At 70.7% G+C, this 19394-nt stretch carries 16 protein-coding genes and 4 pseudogenes; 2 read left to right on the top strand and 18 right to left on the bottom strand.

Annotation, left to right across the window (positions count from 1 at the left end; all coding sequences use genetic code 11):
• Positions 1-7 precede the first annotated feature (7 nt).
• The 6 genes and pseudogenes from ribB to creD all read right to left on the bottom strand — a co-directional run bounded on the left by ribB (position 8) and on the right by creD (position 6078).
• Positions 8-1112: pseudogene (gene ribB, locus FU658_RS04145) on the bottom strand (3,4-dihydroxy-2-butanone-4-phosphate synthase).
• Positions 1109-1726 (bottom strand): riboflavin synthase, encoded by a 618-nt coding sequence (locus FU658_RS04140; protein WP_147890925.1) that lies wholly within the window; start codon positions 1724-1726, stop codon positions 1109-1111. The pseudogene ribB and the gene FU658_RS04140 overlap by 4 nt, the downstream one beginning before the upstream one ends.
• 17 nt (positions 1727-1743) lie before the next feature.
• Positions 1744-2822 (bottom strand): annotated as a pseudogene (gene ribD / locus FU658_RS04135) (bifunctional diaminohydroxyphosphoribosylaminopyrimidine deaminase/5-amino-6-(5-phosphoribosylamino)uracil reductase RibD).
• A 47-nt stretch (positions 2823-2869) separates the two neighbouring features.
• Positions 2870-3421 (bottom strand): transcriptional regulator NrdR, encoded by a 552-nt coding sequence (gene nrdR / locus FU658_RS04130; RefSeq protein WP_147890924.1) that lies wholly within the window; start codon positions 3419-3421, stop codon positions 2870-2872.
• Between the two features lie 10 nt (positions 3422-3431).
• A complete protein-coding gene (gene glyA / locus FU658_RS04125; RefSeq protein WP_147890923.1) occupies positions 3432-4682 on the bottom strand; it encodes a serine hydroxymethyltransferase in 1251 nt (416 codons plus the stop codon).
• A 70-nt stretch (positions 4683-4752) separates the two neighbouring features.
• Positions 4753-6078 (bottom strand): cell envelope integrity protein CreD, encoded by a 1326-nt coding sequence (creD, locus tag FU658_RS04120; RefSeq protein WP_187265906.1) that lies wholly within the window; start codon positions 6076-6078, stop codon positions 4753-4755.
• 208 nt (positions 6079-6286) lie between these two features.
• Here creD and ettA point away from each other — a divergent pair, with 208 nt between their 5' ends.
• Both ettA and pyrF read left to right on the top strand, forming a co-directional pair.
• A complete protein-coding gene (gene ettA, locus FU658_RS04115; protein WP_147890921.1) occupies positions 6287-7948 on the top strand; it encodes an energy-dependent translational throttle protein EttA in 1662 nt (553 codons plus the stop codon).
• A 53-nt stretch (positions 7949-8001) separates the two neighbouring features.
• On the top strand, positions 8002-8820 hold the full coding sequence (pyrF, locus tag FU658_RS04110) for an orotidine-5'-phosphate decarboxylase (protein ID WP_147891084.1): 819 nt from the start codon (positions 8002-8004) through the stop codon (positions 8818-8820).
• A 68-nt stretch (positions 8821-8888) separates the two neighbouring features.
• Here pyrF and FU658_RS04105 read toward each other — a convergent pair.
• From FU658_RS04105 to FU658_RS04050, 12 genes and pseudogenes are all read right to left on the bottom strand, one after another.
• Positions 8889-9694: pseudogene (locus FU658_RS04105) on the bottom strand (glycosyltransferase family 2 protein); the annotation flags it as partial.
• Positions 9691-10530 (bottom strand): glycosyltransferase, encoded by an 840-nt coding sequence (locus FU658_RS04100; protein WP_147890920.1) that lies wholly within the window; start codon positions 10528-10530, stop codon positions 9691-9693. The pseudogene FU658_RS04105 and the gene FU658_RS04100, both read right to left, overlap by 4 nt.
• A pseudogene (gene gspD, locus FU658_RS04095) lies at positions 10514-12698 on the bottom strand (type II secretion system secretin GspD). Before gspD ends, FU658_RS04100 begins: the two are co-directional and overlap by 17 nt.
• Before the next feature lie 5 nt (positions 12699-12703).
• Complete coding sequence (locus tag FU658_RS04090; protein ID WP_147890919.1) at positions 12704-13558, bottom strand: hypothetical protein; 855 nt, start codon at positions 13556-13558, stop codon at positions 12704-12706.
• Complete coding sequence (gene gspM / locus FU658_RS04085) at positions 13558-14157, bottom strand: type II secretion system protein GspM (RefSeq protein WP_147890918.1); 600 nt, start codon at positions 14155-14157, stop codon at positions 13558-13560. Before gspM ends, FU658_RS04090 begins: the two co-directional genes overlap by 1 nt.
• The gene (locus FU658_RS04080; protein WP_147890917.1) at positions 14157-15254 is read right to left on the bottom strand and encodes a PilN domain-containing protein; all 1098 of its coding nucleotides are present in this window, start codon (positions 15252-15254) and stop codon (positions 14157-14159) included. Before FU658_RS04080 ends, gspM begins: the two co-directional genes overlap by 1 nt.
• Before the next feature lie 4 nt (positions 15255-15258).
• The gene (locus FU658_RS04075; protein ID WP_147890916.1) at positions 15259-16140 is read right to left on the bottom strand and encodes a type II secretion system minor pseudopilin; all 882 of its coding nucleotides are present in this window, start codon (positions 16138-16140) and stop codon (positions 15259-15261) included.
• On the bottom strand, positions 16137-16844 hold the full coding sequence (locus FU658_RS04070) for a prepilin-type N-terminal cleavage/methylation domain-containing protein (RefSeq protein ID WP_147890915.1): 708 nt from the start codon (positions 16842-16844) through the stop codon (positions 16137-16139). Before FU658_RS04070 ends, FU658_RS04075 begins: the two co-directional genes overlap by 4 nt.
• Positions 16841-17290 (bottom strand): type IV pilus modification PilV family protein, encoded by a 450-nt coding sequence (locus FU658_RS04065; protein ID WP_147890914.1) that lies wholly within the window; start codon positions 17288-17290, stop codon positions 16841-16843. Before FU658_RS04065 ends, FU658_RS04070 begins: the two co-directional genes overlap by 4 nt.
• Positions 17287-17733 (bottom strand): GspH/FimT family pseudopilin, encoded by a 447-nt coding sequence (locus FU658_RS04060; protein WP_147890913.1) that lies wholly within the window; start codon positions 17731-17733, stop codon positions 17287-17289. Before FU658_RS04060 ends, FU658_RS04065 begins: the two co-directional genes overlap by 4 nt.
• A 24-nt stretch (positions 17734-17757) precedes the next feature.
• A complete protein-coding gene (gene gspG / locus FU658_RS04055) occupies positions 17758-18138 on the bottom strand; it encodes a type II secretion system major pseudopilin GspG (protein ID WP_425477572.1) in 381 nt (126 codons plus the stop codon).
• A 46-nt stretch (positions 18139-18184) separates the two neighbouring features.
• Positions 18185-19390, bottom strand: a complete 1206-nt coding sequence (locus tag FU658_RS04050; RefSeq protein ID WP_147890911.1) for a type II secretion system F family protein — start codon at positions 19388-19390, stop codon at positions 18185-18187.
• Positions 19391-19394: the final 4 nt, after the last annotated feature.

The following is a 19394-nucleotide window of genomic DNA, read 5'->3' as shown; positions in this document are numbered from 1 at the left end:
GGGCAGTTTAGCGCGGGGCCGCCGGGTCGACGTAATCGACCACTTCCAGGCCGTACCCGGCCAGGCCGATCTGGCGCCGCGGCGTCCCGATCACGCGCAGCTGCTTCAGGCCCAGGTCGGCCAGGATCTGCGCGCCGGCCCCGTTGCGACGCCATTCCGCGGAACTGGCCTTGCCCGCGGCGGGCTCGGCTTGCTGGCGCAGGCGGGCCAGCAGTCGCTTGGGGTCGACCGGCTCGGCCAGCACCACCAGCACGCCCTCCCCGGCCTCGTCGATCATGCGCAGCGCGTCGGTGATCGCGACGCCGAAGTCACCCCGCCGCCAGTGCAGCACGTCCGACAGCGGGTTCTTCACGTGCACCCGGGTCAGCACCGGGCGGCTGGCGTCGGGCGTGCCGCGCACCAGGGCGAAGTGCAGGTCGTGGGCGATGCGGTCGCGCCAGGTCAGCAACCGGAACGGGCCGAACTCGGTGTCGATCTCGCGCTCGTCGATGCGCTCCACGGTGTGTTCGGTGGCCAGGCGGTGGGCGATCAGGTCCTCGATCGAGCCGATCTTAAGGCCGTGCTGCTTCGCGAACGCCTCCAGCTGCGGCCGGCGCGCCATGCTGCCGTCGTCGTTGAGCACCTCCACCAGCACGCCGGCGGGCTCCAGGCCGGCCAGAAGGGCCAGGTCGGCGCGCCTCGGTGTGGCCGGCGCGGGTCAGCACGCCGCCGGGCTGCGCCATCAACGGGAAGATGTGGCCCGGCTGGGCGAGGTCGTCCGGGCCGGCGTCCGGCCGCACCGCGGTGCGCACCGTGTGCGCCCGGTCGTAGGCGGAAATACCGGTGGTGACGCCCTCGGCGGCCTCGATCGATACGGTGAAGTTGGTGTGGTGCTGGGAGCGGTTGTCGCTGACCATCGGCGCCAGGCCCAGCTGCTGGCAGCGCTCGCGGGTCAGCGACAGGCACACCAGGCCGCGGGCATGGGTGACCATGAAGTTGATGTCGGAGGGCTTGACCAGCTCGGCGGCCATGATCAGGTCGCCCTCGTTCTCGCGGTCCTCGTCGTCGACGATGACGACCATGCGGCCGGCGCGGATCTCCTCGAGCAGTTCGGGGACGGGGGCGAAGCTCATGCGGTTTCTCCAGCGGCATCGCCGCGGTGGGCGAGCAGGCGCTCGACGTAGCGGGCGACCAGGTCGACCTCGAGGTTGACCGCCTGGCCGGGACCGGCGGCGGAAAAGGCGGTGTGCGACACGGTGTGCGGCACCAGGTTCACGTCGAAGGTGTCGGCCCCGACGGCATTCACCGTCAGGCTGGTGCCATCGATGCAGACCGACCCCTTCTCGGCGATGTAGCGCATCAGGGTGCCCGGGGCACGGAAGCGCCAGCGCTGCGAGCGCGCGTCCTCCTCGACCGACACCACCTCGCCGACGCCGTCGACGTGGCCCGACACGAGGTGACCGCCCAGCCGGGCATCGGCGCGCAGCGCGCGCTCCAGGTTCACCGGGGCACCGTCGGCCAGCGCACCCAGCGTGGTGCGCGACAGGGTTTCATTCGACACATCCGCGGCGAAGCTGTCGGTATCGAGCTCGACCACGGTCAGGCACACGCCCGACACCGCGATGCTCTCGCCCAGGGCCAGCCCCTCCCGCGGCAGGCCGGCCATGTCCACGACCAGGCGCACGTCGCCTCCGACGGGTTCGCGCTGGCGCAGGCGGCCGACGGCTTCGATGAGTCCTGTGAACATGGGGGCTCCAGACCGGATCAGGGTTCGCTGCGCTCGCGGGGCCGCAGCATCAGACGGAGATCGGGGCCGACCTGGCGCGATTCAAGCAGCTCCAGGCCGATCCGATCGGCCATCGTGGCCGGCGAGATGCCCGACAGCAGCGGCCGGCCGGTGTCGCCCAGCAGCACCGGGGCGACGTAGACGAGAAGTTCATCGACCAGGCCGGCGGCCAGCAGCGCGCCCGAAAGCGTGGCGCCGGCCTCGACCTGGATCTCGTTGATGCCGCGCTGGGCCAGCTGCGAGACCACGGCGTGCAGGTCGAGGTGGGCGCGACGCGGCGGACCGGGAACGCCTCGACGTGGTCGTCGTAGGCGGGAACGAAATCATCGGCATGCACGGCCAGCGTCGGTGCGGCGCCATCGGTCACCAGACGCGCAGCCGACGGCATCCGCCCGCGCGTGTCGAGCACGACGCGCAGCGGCGGCGGCATGTCCGCCACCTCGTCCTCGGGCAGGCGCACGGTCAGGCGCGGGTCGTCGGCCAGCACGGTGCCCAGCCCGGTCAGGATCGCGCCGGAGCGCGCCCGCCAGCGCTGCACGTCGATGCGCGAGGCCTCCGACGTGATCCACAGGCTTTCGCCGCTGGCCAGCGCGGTGCGGCCGTCCAGGCTCATCGCCAGCTTGACCCGCAGCCAGGGGCGGCCGCGCTCGACGCGCGAGAAGAAACTGCGGTTGAGCGCGCGCGCCTGGGCCTCCATCAGGCCCACGTCGACCGTCACGCCGGCCGCGCGCAGCATCGCGAAGCCCTGTCCGGACACCTTGTGGAACGGGTCCTGGCTGGCGGCGACGACCCGGGTGATGCCCGCGCGCACCAGCGCATCGGCACACGGAGGCGTGCGTCCATGGTGGGCGCAGGGTTCCAGCGTCACGTAGGCGGTGGCGCCATGGGCGGTTTCACCCGCTTCGCGCAGCGCATTGACCTCGGCGTGGGCTTCACCGGCCCGCGAATGCCAGCCCTCGCCCAGCACCACGCCATCGCGGGCAATCACGCAACCCACCAGCGGGTTGGGCCGCGTGGTGTAGCGGCCGTGTTCGGCCAGCTGCAGGGCCCGCGCCATCATCGCGGCGTCGCCGGCGCTGAACGCCGGCGCCCCCTGGGCCGGGCTCACTTGCGCTTCTCGCCGCCGCTGCGCGTGGAGGTGTCCTGGCGCTGGGCGTCCTTGACCTCGTCGAGCAGCGGCAGCTGCAGGCCATCGAGCCCGGGCAGGTCGCGCTCCAGGCGCTCGACCTCCTCGCGGAAGGCCTGCACGTCCTCGAAACGGCGGTAGACCGAGGCGAAGCGCACGAAGGCGACCTGGTCGAGCTTCTTGAGCTCGCGCATGACCAGCTCACCCACCTGCATCGACGGCACCTCGCGCTCGGCGCTGACCCGCAGCTCGTGCACGATCGCACGCACCGCGTCGTCCACCTTGTCAGCCGACACCGGCCGCTTCTGCAGCGCGCGCTCGAAGCTCACGCGCAGCTTGCCCTCGTCGAAGGCCTCGCGCCGGCCATCGCCCTTCACCACCGCCGGCAGCTTGATCTCCGCCGTCTCGAAGGTCGAGAAGCGCTCCCCGCAGGCCGGGCACTCGCGCCGACGACGCACGGTCGTGCCGTCCTCGGTCAGCCGCGAATCGACCACGCGGGTGTCTTCGTGCTGGCAGAACGGGCAATGCATTCCGGTGGGGTCAGCCGTAGACCGGGAAGGCGCGGCACTGGGCGGTGACCGCCTCGCGCACGCGGGCGATGGCGCCCGTGTCGGTGGGCGCATCGAGCACGTCGGCGATCCAGTGGGCCAGATCGACGCATTCCTTCTCGCCATAGCCGCGCGTGGTGACCGCCGGCGTGCCCAGGCGCAGGCCCGAGGTGACGAAGGGCGAGCGCGGGTCGTTGGGCACGGCGTTCTTGTTGACCGTGATGTGGGCGGCGCCGAGGGCAGCCTCGGCATCCTTCCCTGTGAGGTCCTTGTCGATCAGGTCGACCAGGAACAGGTGGTTCTCGGTACCACCGGACACGATCCTGTAGCCGCGCCCGATCAGGGTCTTCGCCATCGCCTGCGCGTTCTTGACCACCTGCGCCTGGTAGGTCTTGAACTCCGGCTCCAGCGCCTCCTTGAACGCGACCGCCTTGGCGGCGATCACGTGCATCAGCGGCCCACCCTGGATGCCCGGGAACACCAGCGACTGGAACTTCTTCTCGTAGGCCTCGTTGGCCTTGCACACGATGATGCCGCCGCGCGGGCCACGCAGGGTCTTGTGGGTCGTCGAGGTGCACACGTCGGCGTGCGGCACCGGGTTCGGGTAGACGCCGGCGGCGACCAGCCCGGCCACGTGCGCCATGTCGACGAAGAAGATCGCACCGACCGACTTCGCGATCGCGGCCATGCGCTCCCAGTCCATCACCTGCGAATAGGCCGAGAAGCCGCCGACCAGCATCTTCGGACGGTGCTCCTCGGCCAGGCGCTGCACTTCGTCGTAGTCGACCAGGCCGTTCTCGTCGACGCCGTACTGCACCGCGTTGAACAGCTTGCCGCTGAAGTTCACCTTGGCACCATGGGTGAGGTGGCCGCCGTGGGCCAGGCTCATGCCCAGGATCGTGTCGCCCGGCTGCAGCAGCGCCAGGTACACCGCCTGGTTGGCCTGCGAACCCGAATGCGGCTGCACGTTGGCGTAGTCGGCGCCGAACAGCTGCTTCGCCCGCTCGATCGCCAGCCTCTCGGCCACGTCCACGTGCTCGCAGCCGCCGTAGTAGCGCTTGCCCGGGTAGCCCTCGGCGTACTTGTTGGTCAGCACGCTGCCCTGGGCCTGGAGCACGCGCGGGCTGGCGTAGTTCTCCGAGGCGATCAGCTCGACGTGATCCTCCTGGCGCTGCAGCTCGTTGGCGATGGCCTCGGCCAGCTCAGGGTCGTATCCAGTGATCGTGCAGTCTTTCGGGAACATTCGAGGGGGACTCCAGACGGGCGCTCGGGTAGCCCGAAAGTGTAACGTCCGCGCGGGTTTGCGGCCACTCTCATGGCGTCGTGGCCCCCACCCGGCTCCAGTCGAGATGGCGCGTGGCGAGCATCAGCGCCGCCAGCAGCCCGAACAGGGCGATCGAGCCCATCAGCAGCGCATAGTCCTCGGACTGCAGCAGGCCGTAGAGCAGGCCGTAGAGGGCGCCTAGCGCAAGCGGCACGATCCACCTGCCGGCGCGGCCTTGCTGCAGGGCCGACAGGTAGGCGGAGATGAGCGCGGTGCTGGCCCCGGCGGCGACGAGATAGGCTGCACCGAAGCCGATGTGCTCCGACAGGGAAAGCAGCAGCAGGAAGAACATCGCCAGCGCCAGGCCGGTCAGGCCGTACTGGACCGGGTGCACCGCGCGCCGCTGGGTGACCTCCAGCACGAACACCGCACCCAGCACCAGTGCGAGCACCAGCAGCGCGTACTTCATCGCGCGCTCGGTCATCAGGTTGCGGTCGACAGGCTCCACCAGGCGCACGCCGAAGCTCGCATCCAGCGCCGCGGGGCAGTGCGGCGCGTCGGCACCGCAGCGCACGATCGCCTGCTGGGCCTGGCTGGCCAGGCGCGAGACGCTCCATTTCGCGCGGAACCCGTCGGCGGCCACGCTGGGCGAGACCGGCAAGCGGTCACCGGTGAAGCCCGGGTGCGGCCAGCTCCCGTGCGCGTGCACCTCGGTCTCGCTGCCCGCCGGCAGCCAGTGCATCGAGCCGGTACCGCTGAGCGTCATGTTCGCGGCCACCTCCAGGCGGCGCTGCTGCAACAGGTCCAGCGGCAACGGCACGTGGACGCCCTGCTCCAGCCAGCCCACGCCGGTTCCCGGCTGGGGCGCATGCGTGCGACCGCCCACGCTGACCTCCAGGCTGCCCAGACCGCGGTTGTCCCCCAGCCCCATGACCAGCCACAGGCGCAGTGGGCGGGTGTCGGGCGGCGGCGTGGACGGCAGGGTGAAGGCGGCCTGGAGGTCGGTGACGGCATGGACCAGCAGGGTGGAGAACAGCGAGCGGCCACGGCGTTCGGTCTGCAGTTCGTTGTCCACCCGCAGCCGGTCGGGCAGCACCAGCTCGCGGCGGCGTTCGGTCTTCACCTCGCTGACCTCGCGCTCGACACCGCCCTCGGTCACGGTGCGCACGTGCAGGCGCCGCTCCTCGTATTCGACCAGCAACATCGGTCCGAGCAACCTCTGGGCATGGCTGCTGGCCTCCGCGATCTCCGTGGCCACCTCCGCGGCGCGCGCCTGCCGCTCGGCCACAAGCCCCCGCAGCATCGTCATCGGGACCATCAACACCAGCATCACCAGGCCCACCAGGCCCAACCTGACTCCGACTCCTGAACGCATCGCCGCACTCCCCGGGGCGCCGGCCGGGCGCGTCGCCGAGCATTCCACCGCGGTCATGCGGCATCGCCGGGGCGGGTTCTGGCATTACCAGGGCACGGGTGCAAGCCGATGGCGCATCGGCGATAATCGCGGGCTGATCACCGATCGACGCACGCCGCAGCCCCTCCCGGGCCGGTGGGCATCGTCACGCTTCTCAAAGGGTCCCCCCATGCAATACATCTACACCATGAACGGCGTCAGCAAGGTCGTTCCGCCGAAGAAGCAGATCATCAAGGACATCTCGCTGTCCTTCTTCCCGGGCGCCAAGATCGGCCTGCTGGGCCTCAACGGTGCCGGCAAGTCGACCGTGCTGCGGATCATGGCCGGCGTGGACACCGACTTCCAGGGCGAGGCGCGTGCACAGGCCGGGATCAAGGTCGGCTACCTGGAGCAGGAACCGCGCCTGGACCCGGAGCAGACCGTGCGCGAAGCGGTCGAGGAAGGCGTCGGCGAGGTGCTGCAGGCGCAGGCCGAGCTGGACAAGGTCTACGCCGCCTATGCCGAGGAAGGCGCCGACTTCGACGCGCTGGCCAAGCAGCAGGAGCGCCTGGAGGCGATCCTTGCCTCCGGCGACGCGCACCTGGTCGAACAGCAGCTCGAAGTGGCCGCCGATGCGCTGCGCCTGCCGCCGTGGGACGCCAAGATCGGGCCGCTGTCGGGCGGCGAGAAGCGTCGCGTGGCGCTGTGCCGCCTGCTGCTGTCCAAGCCCGACATGCTGCTGCTCGACGAACCCACCAACCACCTCGACGCGGAGTCGGTGGAATGGCTGGAGCAGTTCCTGGCGCGCTACGCCGGCACCGTCGTGGCGGTCACCCATGACCGCTACTTCCTCGACAACGCCGCGGAGTGGATCCTCGAGCTCGACCGCGGTCGCGGCATCCCGTGGAAGGGCAACTACTCCGAGTGGCTGGTGCAGAAGGGCGAGCGCCTCAAGCAGGAGGAATCCTCGGAGAAGGCGCGCCAGAAGGCGATCGCCAAGGAACTGGAGTGGGCGCGGCAGAACGCCAAGGGCGGGCGCTCCAAGGGCAAGGCACGACTGAACCGGCTCGAGGAGCTGCAGTCGGTCGAATACCAGAAGCGCCAGGAGACCAACGAGATCTTCATCCCGCCCGGCGAGCGCCTGGGCAACAACGTCATCGAGTTCAAGAACGTCACCAAGAGCTTCGGCGACCGCCTGCTGATCGACGACCTGAGCTTCATCGTGCCGCCGGGCGCGATCGTCGGCATCATCGGCCCCAACGGCGCCGGCAAGTCGACGCTGTTCAAGATGATCATCGGCAAGGAGCAGCCGGATTCGGGCGAGGTCAACATCGGCCCGACCGTGAAGCTGGCCTATGTCGACCAGAGCCGCGAGAAGCTCGAGGGCGACCACAACGTGTTCCAGGAGGTCTCCGGCGGCTCCGACATCCTCAACATCAACGGCGTCGAGATCCAGTCGCGCGCCTACATCGGCCGCTTCAACTTCAAGGGCCAGGACCAGCAGAAGCTGGTCGGCACGCTGTCGGGCGGCGAGCGCGGCCGCCTGCACCTGGCCAAGACCCTGCTGCAGGGCGGCAACGTGCTGCTGCTCGACGAGCCGTCCAACGACCTCGACGTCGAGACGCTGCGCGCGCTGGAGGACGGCCTGCTGGAGTTCCCCGGCTGCGTCATGGTGATCAGCCATGACCGCTGGTTCCTGGACCGCATCGCCACGCACATCCTGGCCTTCGAGGGCGACAGCCACGTGGAGTTCTTCCCGGGCAACTACCGCGAGTACGAGGAAGACAAGAAGCGCCGCCTCGGCGAGGAAGGTGCCAAGCCGCACCGCCTGCGCTACAAGGCGCTCAAGTAACCCGACCGCCCCCGCCCACCGGCGGGGGTTTTCGCATGCACGAGGGGAAGACGATGGGCTTCATGCAGCAGCTGCGACAGCGCTGGACCGACGCCGACACGCTGGTTTGCGTGGGCCTGGATCCGGAGCCGGCAAAGTTCCCGGCCCATCTGCAGGGCGACCCGGATGCCGTGTTCGCGTTCTGTCGCGCGATCGTCGATGCGACCGCCGACCTGGCCTGCGCGTTCAAGCCGCAGATCGCGCATTTCGCAGCCCTCGGTGCCGAGGATGCGCTGCAGCGGCTGATCGCGCACATCCACGACGCCCACCCGGGCGTGCCGGTGATCCTGGACGCCAAGCGCGGCGACATCGGCTCCACCGCCGGGCACTACGCCCGCGAGGCCTTCGACCGCTACGGCGCCGACGCGGTCACCGTGAACCCGTACATGGGCCGTGATTCCGCCGAGCCGTTCCTGGCGCGTGCCGACCGCGGCGTGGTGGTGCTGTGCCGCACCTCCAACCCCGGTGCCGGCGAGCTGCAGGACCTCGAGGTCGACGGCATCCCCCTGTACCAGCAGGTGGCCGCGCGCGTGGCGACGCAGTGGAATGCCAACGGCAACTGCCTGCTGGTGGTCGGGGCGACGTGGCCGCGGCAACTGGCCGAGGTGCGGGCGATCGTCGGCGACATGCCGTTCCTGGTGCCCGGCGTGGGCGCCCAGGGCGGCGACGCGGCCGACGTGGTGCGCCATGCGGCGACCGCCGATGGCACCGGCCTGCTGGTCTCGTCCTCGCGGGCGATCCTCTACGCCAGCCAGGGCGAGGACTTCGCCGAAGCCGCGCGCGCGGCGGCGACCGGGCTGCGCGACCTGATCAACCGGCACCGGCCACGCTGAGCAGCGCCGCTGGCCGGACCTTCAGCCGGCGCGAGCCCGACGCCAGGCCAGCGCGCGGCCAGCAGGAAGTGCCCCCAGACGACGAGCCAGCCCAGCAGCCGCCGATGCACGGCAGCCTGTCCGAGCTCGAACTTGCCGAGGTAGCGCCACAGGCCCCGGTGCTTGTGCCACTCCACCCACACCGGGCGGTGACGGCTGGAGACCCCGCGCAGGTGCAGCACGCGCACGTCGTTGGCCACGTACACGCCATGGCCGGTCTGGCGCACGCGGCGACACAGGTCGAGGTCCTCGGCATGCAGGCGGTAGCCCTCGTCGAAGCCCCCCAGCACCTGGTACAGCGCCCGCGGCATCAGCATCAGCGCACCCGACACCGCCTCCACCGGCTGCAGCGTCAGCGCCGGATCGGGCGTGATCCACAGGCTGCCGCGATGGCCACGACCGGCAAGCAGCCGGCCGAGGCTGGCGTCGCGGCGGTGCGAGGCGGGGTCTGCTCGCCGCGCTCGTCGACCAGCGCCGCGCCCAGCAGCCCGGTGTCCGGCCGGGCGCGGGCGTGGGCCAGCAGGCGCTGCAGGTCACCGGGCTCGAGCAGGCAGTCGGGGTTCACCAGTGCCAGCCAAGGCAGGTCGGTGCGTGCCGCGCCCTGGTTGCAGGCGGTGCCGAAGCCCGGGTTGTCGGCATTCTCCAACAGCATCAGGCGCGGGTCGGCGTGCAGCAACGTGCGCACGATCTCGACCGTGCCATCGCGGGAGTCGTTGTCGACCACGATCACCGCGCCCACGCCGGCGCATACCAGCAGCCGCGACACGCAATCACCGATCGTGCTGGCGCTCTGGTGGCTGACGACGACGGCGGCGATGTCTCCCTGGGCGCTCATCCGAACAGGTCCCCCTGCGGCGACGGCGGTGCTTGCCGCATTGTGCCTTTTGCCGGCGCGGCGGCAAGTTCGGCGCGCAGCTCGCGCAGCGGGTCGCGCATCAGGAACTCGGCCACCTGGCGGCCGTAGTCGGGATAGCGCGCGGTGAGCTGGTGCATGTCGCCCATGCCCGGCCCCTGCTCGAGCCGGGCGCCGATGTAGCAGCGTGCCGCCAGGACGTGGTGCCAACCGAATGCGGCCTGGCGCAGGAACAGGTCCACCAGGGCGGCATAGCTGCTGAAGTAGCTTGCGTCGTCGGGCCCACCGACCGCGGCCAGTCCGCGCCCCGACAGGGCGACGGCGTGGCAGCCCCCCAGCGGGATGGTCTCCTCGGCCTGGCCCCGGTCGAGCAGCGCCGCGACCGCGCCCAGGTCTTCGGGAACCGGGTGCCGCTCGCCGATCCTGGGAAAGGCCGCCAGCTCGCCATCGTTGCTCCACGGCGTGGCGCTGGCCACGCCCCCGCCAGCGCGTAGCGCGCGCGCCAGGCCCTCCAGGCTGCCCGGAGCCGGCACGGAGCCCGGCGCCAGCACGATCACGTCACCGCCGGCGGCACCCAGCAATGCGGCGAGCCGCTGTGCCGGGGTGGCATCGAGGGGCACGGGAACGTGCTCGACGTGGCGTCCGCCCCGCGCCTGCCAGGCCTCCACCAGCGCCTGGTCGGCGGGCGAGCCCAGCGTGCACAGCAGCACCCGCCAGCCGGCAGGCCCACCGTCGAGCGCGGCCAGCGTGGCATCCAGGCCAGCACCCGCCCCCAGCAAGGCCAGGGCGGGGGCGCCGGCCTCAGCGCTCGCCGCCACCGTGCAGGCTGCCTTCGGTGCGCATCGGCTCCAGGGCACGGAAACGGCGGCCGTACTCGTCGGTCAGGCGACGCGCCTCCTGCGGGTCGCGGATCACCGTCGGGGTGATCAGGATGACGATTTCCTCGCGATCGCTCGCCTGGCGCTGCTGGCCGAACAGTCCGCCGATGATCGGCAAGCGCGACAGGCCCGGCACGCCGGAACTGCCGGTGATGCTCTCGTCGTTGATCAGGCCGGCGAGCATGATCGTCTCGCCGCTCTGCACCGCGACCTCTGTGCTGAGGTTGCGACGGTCGACGCTGGGATTGCCGCCCACGGTCGGGACACCCGCTGCCGGGGTGCTGACTTCCTGGACGATCTCCATGAACACCATGCCATTGGTCGACACCCGCGGCCGCACGCGCAGGTTCACGCCGGTCTGGCGGAACTGCACGACGGTGTTGGCGGTGTCGGTGCCACCGCCGGTGATCGGGCTGATGATCGTGCTGGCCACCGGGATCTGGCGTCCGGCCTGCAGCTCGGCCTCGGCGTTGTTGCGCACCATCAGCGACGGGGCCGACAGCACGCGCACGTCGGACACCGAATCAAGCAGGTCGACCACCGCCAGCGAGTTCGGGCGCAGGGCCAGCCAGCTCATGCCCTCCGGACCGATCGTGCCGCCGATCGGCTGGGTGCCGGTCATCCCGCGCGCTCGGCACGCAGGCCGGGGTCGGCGATGGAATTGTTGAAGAACCAGCTCACGCCGTAGCGCAGATTGCCGCTCAGCTTGACCTCGATGATCTGGGCTTCGATGTGGACCTGCAGCGGCATCACGTCGAGGCGATCGATGGCGCGGCGGATGGACTCCCACTCGCCGGCGGTGGCGCGCACGATCAGCGCGTTGTTCTCCTCGATGGCGGTGATGGTCACGCCGTTGTCGTTGCCGCCACCGAACGCCCCGCCGAAACCGCCGCCGCCGAGGGCACCGCCCTGCTGCTGGCGTCGCTGCTGGCCCCGCGACTGCTGGCCTCCACCCAGGCCGGTACCGCGCTCGCTGGCGTCCAGGCCGGGCGCCAGGCTCATGCGGTCGGTCTGCTGAACACCGAGCGGTTGGTCGCGCCGAACGCGGCCGAGAGCTGCTCGGCGAGTTCGACCGCCTTGGAGTGCTTGACCTCGTAGACATAGATGCCCGCGGCCTGGCCGCCGGTGTCGATGCGCTGGATCCACTGCTCGATGTCCCGCAGGTATTTCGGCTGCGGCGTGATGACCATGACCGCGTTGACCCCGGTCAGCGGCATGAACCGGTACATGCCGGCCACCGGGGTCTCGCTCTCGGCGCCGAACACGCCCTCGAGCTGTTGCACCAGGTCTTCCGCGTTGCTCGACTGCAGCGGGAACACGCCCACCGACATACCCTCGAGCCAGTCCACATCGAAGATTTCGATGGTGCGCATGTAGTTGGCGAGCTCGGCGCTGGTGCCGCCGATCGTGATCATGTTGCGCGCGGGATCGACGCTGAGGATCGAGTCGGTGCGCGCATACGGGCCCAGCAGCTTCTCCATCTCGGCCGCGGAGATGAACTGCAGCGGCACGGCCCGCACCTCGTAGCCACGCGCGCTGGCGGCGGTGCCGGTGCGCGGCGCCACCTGCCCGGCCACGGCCTGGTCTGCCGGCACGATGTTGTAGCGCCCATCCGACCAGATCATCCTGGCGTTGTTCCAGGCCAGGACGTTCTCCAGCAGGGACAGGGCCTGCTGCGGATTGACCGGACGCGGGGTGCTGACCGTCACCGTGCCCTGCACGCCCGGTGCGATGACGTAGTTCTGCTCGAGCAGGTCGCCAAGGATCACCTTGATGACGGCATGCAGCGAATCGCCCTCGAAGTTGAACGTCGCATCGCCCCGGGCCCCCAGGCCCGGCGGTGGCTGCGACGCCGCGCTGCGGTTGATCAGCTGGCCGGTGCCGGGCCGCGACATGCGCAGCGGGTCGACCTCCGGGGACGGTGCCTCGGTGACTCCCCCCAGGCGCTCCTCCTGGACGATCGGGCGGGTCTGCATCGCCGCCTCCTCGGGGGAGCTGCGCTGGATGACCGGCGAAGGTGGCGTGGTCGCGCATCCGGCCATCGTGGCCAGGACGGCGGCCACGAGGCCCAGGCGGACCTTGGAGACATTCGGGACATTGGAAATCATGGGCTTCACTCTAGTTCATCCGTGGAGCGTCGCGCCCGTTGGCGCAACTGCTCGCGTCGTTCCTCGATGCGTTGACGTATCGCTTCGGCCTGCTCCTCCGGCGTCATCTCCTGCTGCGGCGCGTCCTGCCGCTGCTCGCGCCGCGCCGCTTCGCCGCCCTGTTGTTCCGCCGCCCCGCGTTCGGCCCCCGTCGGGGTGCCCTCGGCCTGGACGGACCCGACCGGGCTGGCGCCATCCGCGTCGGACTCCCCGCGGGCCGCGGCACGCTCGCGCGCCTCGCGCACCCGCTGCTGCAGTGCCGCGCGGCGCGAGGTCTCCTCGGCACGCGTCACGTTCGGCGTCGCGACCCGTGTCGGGGCCTCGCCACCCTGGCCATCGAACACCCGCAGTTCCAGGTCGACGCGCCCATCGGGGCCGTCGAACACCGCCAGGCGGGGCTGCAGCTCCAGCAGCCGCCATCCGGGGCTGCCCGGCACGTCCTCGCCGACGCGCACGCGTTGCGTGTCCTCGCTGCCGTTCCGGCGCACCAGGGCGGCCTGCAGCTGCGGGGTCAGGATGATGCTGGTGACGGTCAGGTCCGCCGTATCGTCGACGGCCTCGCCCTCGGCCAGGTTCACCGGGGCCGGACGCCGGTCCACGCTGAACAGCGGCCGTTCACTCGCCTCGGTCAACACGGTGTAGTCGAACACCGCCTGGTCGTCGACCTGGCGGGTATCGGGCAACGGCGGCACCAGCGCGGGGTCGTCCGGGTGCAGGCCGTATCGCCCACCCAGGCCAGCGAGGGCCACCACCGCCGAGACCAGCGCCCATCCGGCCAGGGTCAGCAGCAGCAGCGTGAACGGGGTCAGCCGGGCAGGCATCAGCGCCCCCCTTCGGCACGGTGCAGGTAGCCGTAGAGCTCGAAGCTCACGTCCAGTCCCGCATCGCGCGAGGTGTCGATGCCGCGGCGCTGCGCCACGCGCAGCGAACGCACGACGAGATTGTCGATGAACAACTCGGGCCGCCCGGCCTCGAGCCTTCCGAGCACGGTGGCGAGCTCCTCCATGCCACAGCGCAGCCGCACCTGGACGACGACCCGGGGATAGCGTTCCTGCACGCGGCTCTGTACCGGCGTGGTGCCGGCCAGCTGGCAGCGGTCGCTGGAACCCACGCCGCGGACCACCGACTCCAGCTGCTGCACCAGGCCGGCGGTCGCCAGTTGCTGCGAGGGCTCGGCGAGGAAACCGGGATCGCCGGCCTGCATTTCGCGCAGGCTTGCCAGGCGCTGCTGCACCTGCTCCACCTGGCTGGCGTGCATGCGCAGGCGCAGTTCCTGGTCGCGCAGGTCGATCAGCTCGGCGCGCAACTGCTGCTGGGGCACCGTCCACCACCAGTGCACCGCCACCAGGTAGCCCAGCAGCAGGGCCAGCGCCAGCAGGCCCAGCGCCGCCCAGCGTTCGCGATCGAAGCTCGGCCGCATCACGGGGCGTCCCCCGGCGTGGTCAGTTCGGCGGTCAGCGTGAAGCGCTGCGCACCGCTGCGCGCATCGGGCTGCACGGCCCCCGAGAACGCGGGCTCGCCAAGGTAGGGCGACTCCTGCAGCCAGGCAATCGTGCCCGAGGCCTCGTTGCTCAGGCCCTGAAGCACGACCCGCCCCTGGTTGATCGTCAGGCGCTCCAGCCAGGTGCCGTCGGGAAGGCGTCGACTGACGTCATCGATCACCGCCAGCACGCGCGGCCGGTTCTCGCGCAGGCCGGCCAGGAAGGTGGCCCCGCCGGCCGCCGCATCGAGCTGTTCGCGCAGCGCCGCCGCGCGGCGCGCCTCGTTCTGGCGCTGTTCGACGACCTCGCGCAACTCGGCGACGGCCTCGCGCCGGTTCTCCAGGGTCTGCCAGAGCGTGAACCACACCCCCGCCAGCACCACCGCGACCAGGCCCACGTGGACCCACAGCATGTGGTCGCGCGCCTGCCGACGGCGGTTGAGCGGCAACAGGTTGAGGCCCAGTGGGCGTCCCTCGGCCTCGACATCGACGCCGGCCAGCGAGGAGCCCAGCGGCCCCAGCCGGGAAATGATCGACTCCAGCCGGGCCAGCGGCACGACCACCAGCTCGGCCTCCAGCTTGCCCGCCTCGGCATCGCGCGTGAGGACGCGGCAGTCGAAGGCCACCTGGTCGGCCCGGAACGGCGTCTGGCGATCCACCTCGTGGGCCAGCAGCTCGCGCAGGCGCGGTGCCGCCGCCAGGGGAAGGCCGATGCGGCGTTGCAGGACCTGGCTGGCATCCAGCAACAGCCAGCGCGGGCGCTTGTCCTCGGCGCGCTGCAGCGCGTCCTCGAGTTCGCCCGCCTGGTCCGGGCGTACCCTCAGCTTGAGCGCCAGCGTGTCGCCGGCGGCCGAAACGAGGTCGATCTCCTCCTCGCTGGCCCGGAACAGCACGCGCGCCTCGCCCTGCCCGAGCAGGCGGCGCCAGCGCACGGGCACGAAGCCGGCCAGCTGGCGCGACCACCAGGCGAAAAACACGGGGCCCCGGCTGCGCGCGTAGCGGGCCTGAAGCTGTTCCAGGGTGGCGTTGAATTGCATCGGTTTACTGATATGCCTCGCCTTCGTGTCGACTCAACAGCACAAAGGCTGGTCCGGGTACGCCCACTGGAGCGACCCGGAGGGTCACGTTGAGTTCGGCCTTGGCGCCGTCGGGCAGCCAGGCCACGCTGCGGATACTATACGTTCCACTGCCACTGCCAACCATGAGCCCGGATGGATCGGGCATGCTGGGCAGGCCCCGGCCGAGCTCGCCGAGCGCCGCGCGCTCCTCGATCATGCCCTCGACCTCGCCCGGATCGAAACCCAGAGCAGCCAGTACCGGCGCCGAGGCAAAGGCCGGATTGGGCATCGAACCGGTGTGCACGGTGAGATGGGGCGCGGAACGCTGGAAGAGCTCCGGGGTCATGCCCAGCACCTGCTGGAGTTCCTCGACCCGCTCGAACGGCGCGTTCTTCGGGCCGTAGGGCAGTCCCGCCGCCCGGTAGTCCTCGGCCTCGGCGCCCATGGGCTGGGTCAGGTCGTCGGCGTCGCGGAAATCGACGATCACATCCGCGGCACGCATGGCGTCGTCCTCGTTGAGCCCGATGCCAAGGAAGAAACGCGTCAACGTGGCCGGGTCGGCCAGGTTCAGGTCCAGCTTGGCGGTCTCGTCCAACACCTCGACCTGCAGTCGCGCCCCGTCGAACTCGGCTTCGTAGGGCCGTCCGTCGGGGATCCAGCGCCAGTCCGGGTCGGTGTCGGCCACCCGCAGCAGGGCCAGTTCGACCCCGGCCTCGGCCGCGTAGGTGGCCTGGGTGGCATCGCGCAGCTGCCGCGCCATCTGCGCTTCGGAGCGGGCGACGATCGCAAAGCTCGACAGCAATGCCGTGAGCAGCACCAGCACCCACAGCACCAGCACCAGCGCGACCCCGCGACCCCGGTTCACCGGGGCCTCCGCGGCCGCTGGCCCGGGTCGGGGACCGTGCGGGTGGGCCCCGGGATCAGCTCGTCCTGGAAACGCGCCGATTCGGTCAGGTTCAGCGCCATGGCCAGCGGTGGCCAGAAACGCCGCTCATCGATGAAGCGCAGGTCCAGGCGCACCAGCCTGGGCAGTTGCATCGCCATGTCCCAGCCCGGCTCCCAGTCGCTCATCTCGCCATCGGCCAGCATGCCGCGGAACTCGAACGATGCATCGGCGATGCCGTCGACCAGGATCACCGGGGGCCGTGCATCCTCGGGCTCGACCACGACCTCGCCGATCAGCAGCCGGTAGCTGAACTCCAGCCGATAGCCCTCGCGGCCGCGGTCGTCGTCGGGGACCAGCGCCAGCATCTGCAGGTGCGGCCCACCCCGGGACAGGTGCCCGGGCATGTTGCCCACGAACAGCAACCGGCCCGGCTCGCCCCACAGCTGCCGCGCCAGCCCGGTGCGCTCGTTGCGCTCGTACACCAGCGGAAGGGCCAGGGACACCTGGCGCCGCACGAAGCGCTGCGCCGAGCGCGTCTGCTCGGTATGTGCGGCCAGCTGCTCGGCACGGGCCACCGACCCGGTGGCCGTGCGCAGCGTGGTGAACGCAAGAGCCATGCCCGCCGCCAGCAGCGCCGTGGCCAGCAGGACCTCCATCAGCGTGAAGCCGTTCGCCCGCCTCATGGCAGCCAGTCCCCGGCGTCATCGGGCTGCAACGGCGCGTTGACGCTGCGCAACGTGCTCATCCGCAGGCGCTCCCGCGGCCCGCCGCCGTCCCAGCGCAGCTCCAGCTCCAGCCGGTAGACCATCGCGGGCTGCACGGCCGCCTGCAGGTCGTCGAAGGCACCGGGGGCCCCTGCCGGGAGGTCGGCGTAGGGTTCCACCAGCAACGCCCACTGGTAGCGCCCGTCGACGGCTTCGCCGGTGAAGCGGCCCGGCTCGATCGGGTCGACGGTGCCCATAGTGTCCAGTGCCGAGCGTGCGACCTGGACCGCCTCGCTCTGGCCCTGTGCCCAGCGCACCTGGTTCATGCCGCCGGCGAGGATGGCGATCAGCAGGCCCACGCCCCCGGCCAGCAGCACGAAGGCCACCAGCACCTCGATCAGGCTGAAGCCGCGCGCGGTCTTCATGGCGGGTCACCACGGCCCAGCGTCACGCTGCCGGTGAGCCAGGCGACTTCGACACGCCACTGCGCCTCGCCGCTGCCCAGGCGCACCACCCCGCCGGTCGAGGAGCCGTCGGGAAAGAACCGGATGCCTGCGGTGTCCGCATCGGTGGACTCGCCCCGGGCGCTGAGCACCGCGACCTCAAGGCCGCGCGGCAATGTCCCGGCGCGGTTCCCGGGTGCCCGCCAGGCGCGCGCGTCCACGTCCACTTCGAAGACCTGGGGCTCGCCCTGCAGCATTGCCACGCCGCGGGTGTACTGCAGCTGGGCGGTCAACTCGCGTGCCGCCTCGCGCAGCTGGCGGCCCTCGCCACCGCCGCCGATCGACACCGCCAGCGCGGCGCTCATCGCCGCGACCAGCATGACCACGACCACCATCTCGATCAGGGTCATGCCGCGCGGGCGCATGGGATTCTCCGGCCTCCGGCCCGCTCAGGGCTCGAAACGGATGTCGGCGTTGACGCTTTCGCCACCCGGGCGGCCGTCGGCACCGTAGCTGATCAGCGCGTAGCGACCGGTCTCGCCGGGCGTCTGGAACTGGATCGGGTTGTTCCAGGGGTCGGTCAGGTCCTGCTCGCGCACGTAGGGGCCAAGCCAGCGGCCCTCGCCGGGATTGTTGCGCAGTTCGTCGAGGTCGTTGGGCAGGCGGCCGACGTCCATCTGGAACTGGTCGATGTTGTTGCCGATGTTCTGCAGCTGGACCTCGGCCAGGCGCACGTTGGCGCGGTCCTGCGAACCGAACACGCGCTGCCCGACGACCACCAGCACGGTGCCGATGAGGACGATGACGATGATGATTTCGATGAGGCTCATGCCCTTCGCACGGGCGGAACCGGGAGCTGCCTGGAATCGCATGGAATCAACCTATGGCGGAAGTGAGATCGTAGATCGGGGTGAGGATGGCGAGGATCACGGCGCCGACCAGGATGGCCATCACGACGGTCAGCACCGGCACCAGCGCGGTGAGCATGCGGTCGATCGCATGCCCGGTTTCGGTGTCGAAGGTGTGGGCGACCTTCAGCAGCATCGTGTCGAGCTCCCCGGATTCCTCGCCCACCTGGATCATCTGTATGGCCAGGCGCGGAAAGCCGGGGTGCTTGGACAGGGCGTGTGCCAGGCCGCCTCCGGTCTTCACCTCCTCCGAGGCGGTTTCGACCGCGGCGGCAAGCACGCGGTTCCCCAGCACGTTGCGCGCAATCGACAGCGACTGCAACAGTGGCACGCCATTGGTCAGCAGCGTTCCAAGGGTGCGAGCGAAACGAGCCATTTCCAGTCGACTCACCAGGCGCAGCCTGAGCAGCCAGGTGTCGAGCTGCAGGCGCGCGGCCGGTTGCTGGAAGCGTCTGTTCAGGTAGAACACCACGCCGGCGATGCCACCGACGATCAGCCACCACCAGTCGCGCACGACACCACCCACGGCCAGGATGATCTGCGTGTACCACGGCAGGTCTACGCCGAGTCCGGCGTACATGTCCTCGAACTGCGGCACCACGTAGCCCAGCAGGAACAGCATCGCGCCGGTGATCATGACCACCAGGATCACCGGATAGATCAGCGCGTTGATGACCCGGCTCTTGAGCCCCTGGCTGCGCTCGAGGTAGTCGGCGAGGCGGGTCAGCGTGTCGTTGAGGTTTCCGCCGACTTCGCCGGCACGCACCATGTTCACGTACAGGCGCGAGAACACGCCGTGCTGCTGCTCCAGCGTCGCCGACAGCGAGGCACCGCCGCGCACGCCCTCGCGGACGCGGGCGACCAGGCGCCGGGCCTGCGGGGTCTCCGGCAGGTCCAGGAGGATGCCCAGCGACCGGTCCAGCGGCTGGCCCGCGTTGAGCAGCGTGGCCAGCTGCTGGGTGAACTGCAGGACCTGCTTGTCGTTGAGTTCGCGACGCGCGAGCAGCTGCCCCAGCCCGGCCCCGACCTGGACCTCGTCGGCCGGGCGCGCCTCGATCGGCAGGTGCCCGGCCTCCTGCAGCTTCAGGATCACCTCGTCGGGCGTGCCGGCCTCCATCTGCCCGTTGATCGGCTCGCCGGCGGCACTGAGCGCCTTGTAGCGGAACATCGCCACCGCC

Source organism: Alkalisalibacterium limincola, assembly GCF_008017755.1.
Classification (GTDB): Bacteria; Pseudomonadota; Gammaproteobacteria; order Xanthomonadales; family Xanthomonadaceae; genus Alkalisalibacterium; species Alkalisalibacterium limincola.
This window is presented reverse-complemented; position numbering and strand designations above follow the sequence as displayed.

Coding starts and splice junctions, on each gene's coding strand:
- glyA (WP_147890923.1), bottom strand. CDS start 4,682: ATGTTCCCGAAAGACTGCACGATCACTGGATACGACCCTGAGCTGGCC.
- gspG (WP_425477572.1), bottom strand. CDS start 18,138: ATGAGCCTCATCGAAATCATCATCGTCATCGTCCTCATCGGCACCGTG.
- FU658_RS04090 (WP_147890919.1), bottom strand. CDS start 13,558: ATGCCTGCCCGGCTGACCCCGTTCACGCTGCTGCTGCTGACCCTGGCC.
- FU658_RS04070 (WP_147890915.1), bottom strand. CDS start 16,844: ATGAGGCGGGCGAACGGCTTCACGCTGATGGAGGTCCTGCTGGCCACG.
- FU658_RS04140 (WP_147890925.1), bottom strand. CDS start 1,726: ATGTTCACAGGACTCATCGAAGCCGTCGGCCGCCTGCGCCAGCGCGAA.
- creD (WP_187265906.1), bottom strand. CDS start 6,078: ATGCGTTCAGGAGTCGGAGTCAGGTTGGGCCTGGTGGGCCTGGTGATG.
- pyrF (WP_147891084.1), top strand. CDS start 8,002: ATGGGCTTCATGCAGCAGCTGCGACAGCGCTGGACCGACGCCGACACG.
- FU658_RS04060 (WP_147890913.1), bottom strand. CDS start 17,733: ATGCGCCCGCGCGGCATGACCCTGATCGAGATGGTGGTCGTGGTCATG.
- FU658_RS04065 (WP_147890914.1), bottom strand. CDS start 17,290: ATGAAGACCGCGCGCGGCTTCAGCCTGATCGAGGTGCTGGTGGCCTTC.
- ettA (WP_147890921.1), top strand. CDS start 6,287: ATGCAATACATCTACACCATGAACGGCGTCAGCAAGGTCGTTCCGCCG.
- gspM (WP_147890918.1), bottom strand. CDS start 14,157: ATGCGGCCGAGCTTCGATCGCGAACGCTGGGCGGCGCTGGGCCTGCTG.
- FU658_RS04080 (WP_147890917.1), bottom strand. CDS start 15,254: ATGCAATTCAACGCCACCCTGGAACAGCTTCAGGCCCGCTACGCGCGC.
- nrdR (WP_147890924.1), bottom strand. CDS start 3,421: ATGCATTGCCCGTTCTGCCAGCACGAAGACACCCGCGTGGTCGATTCG.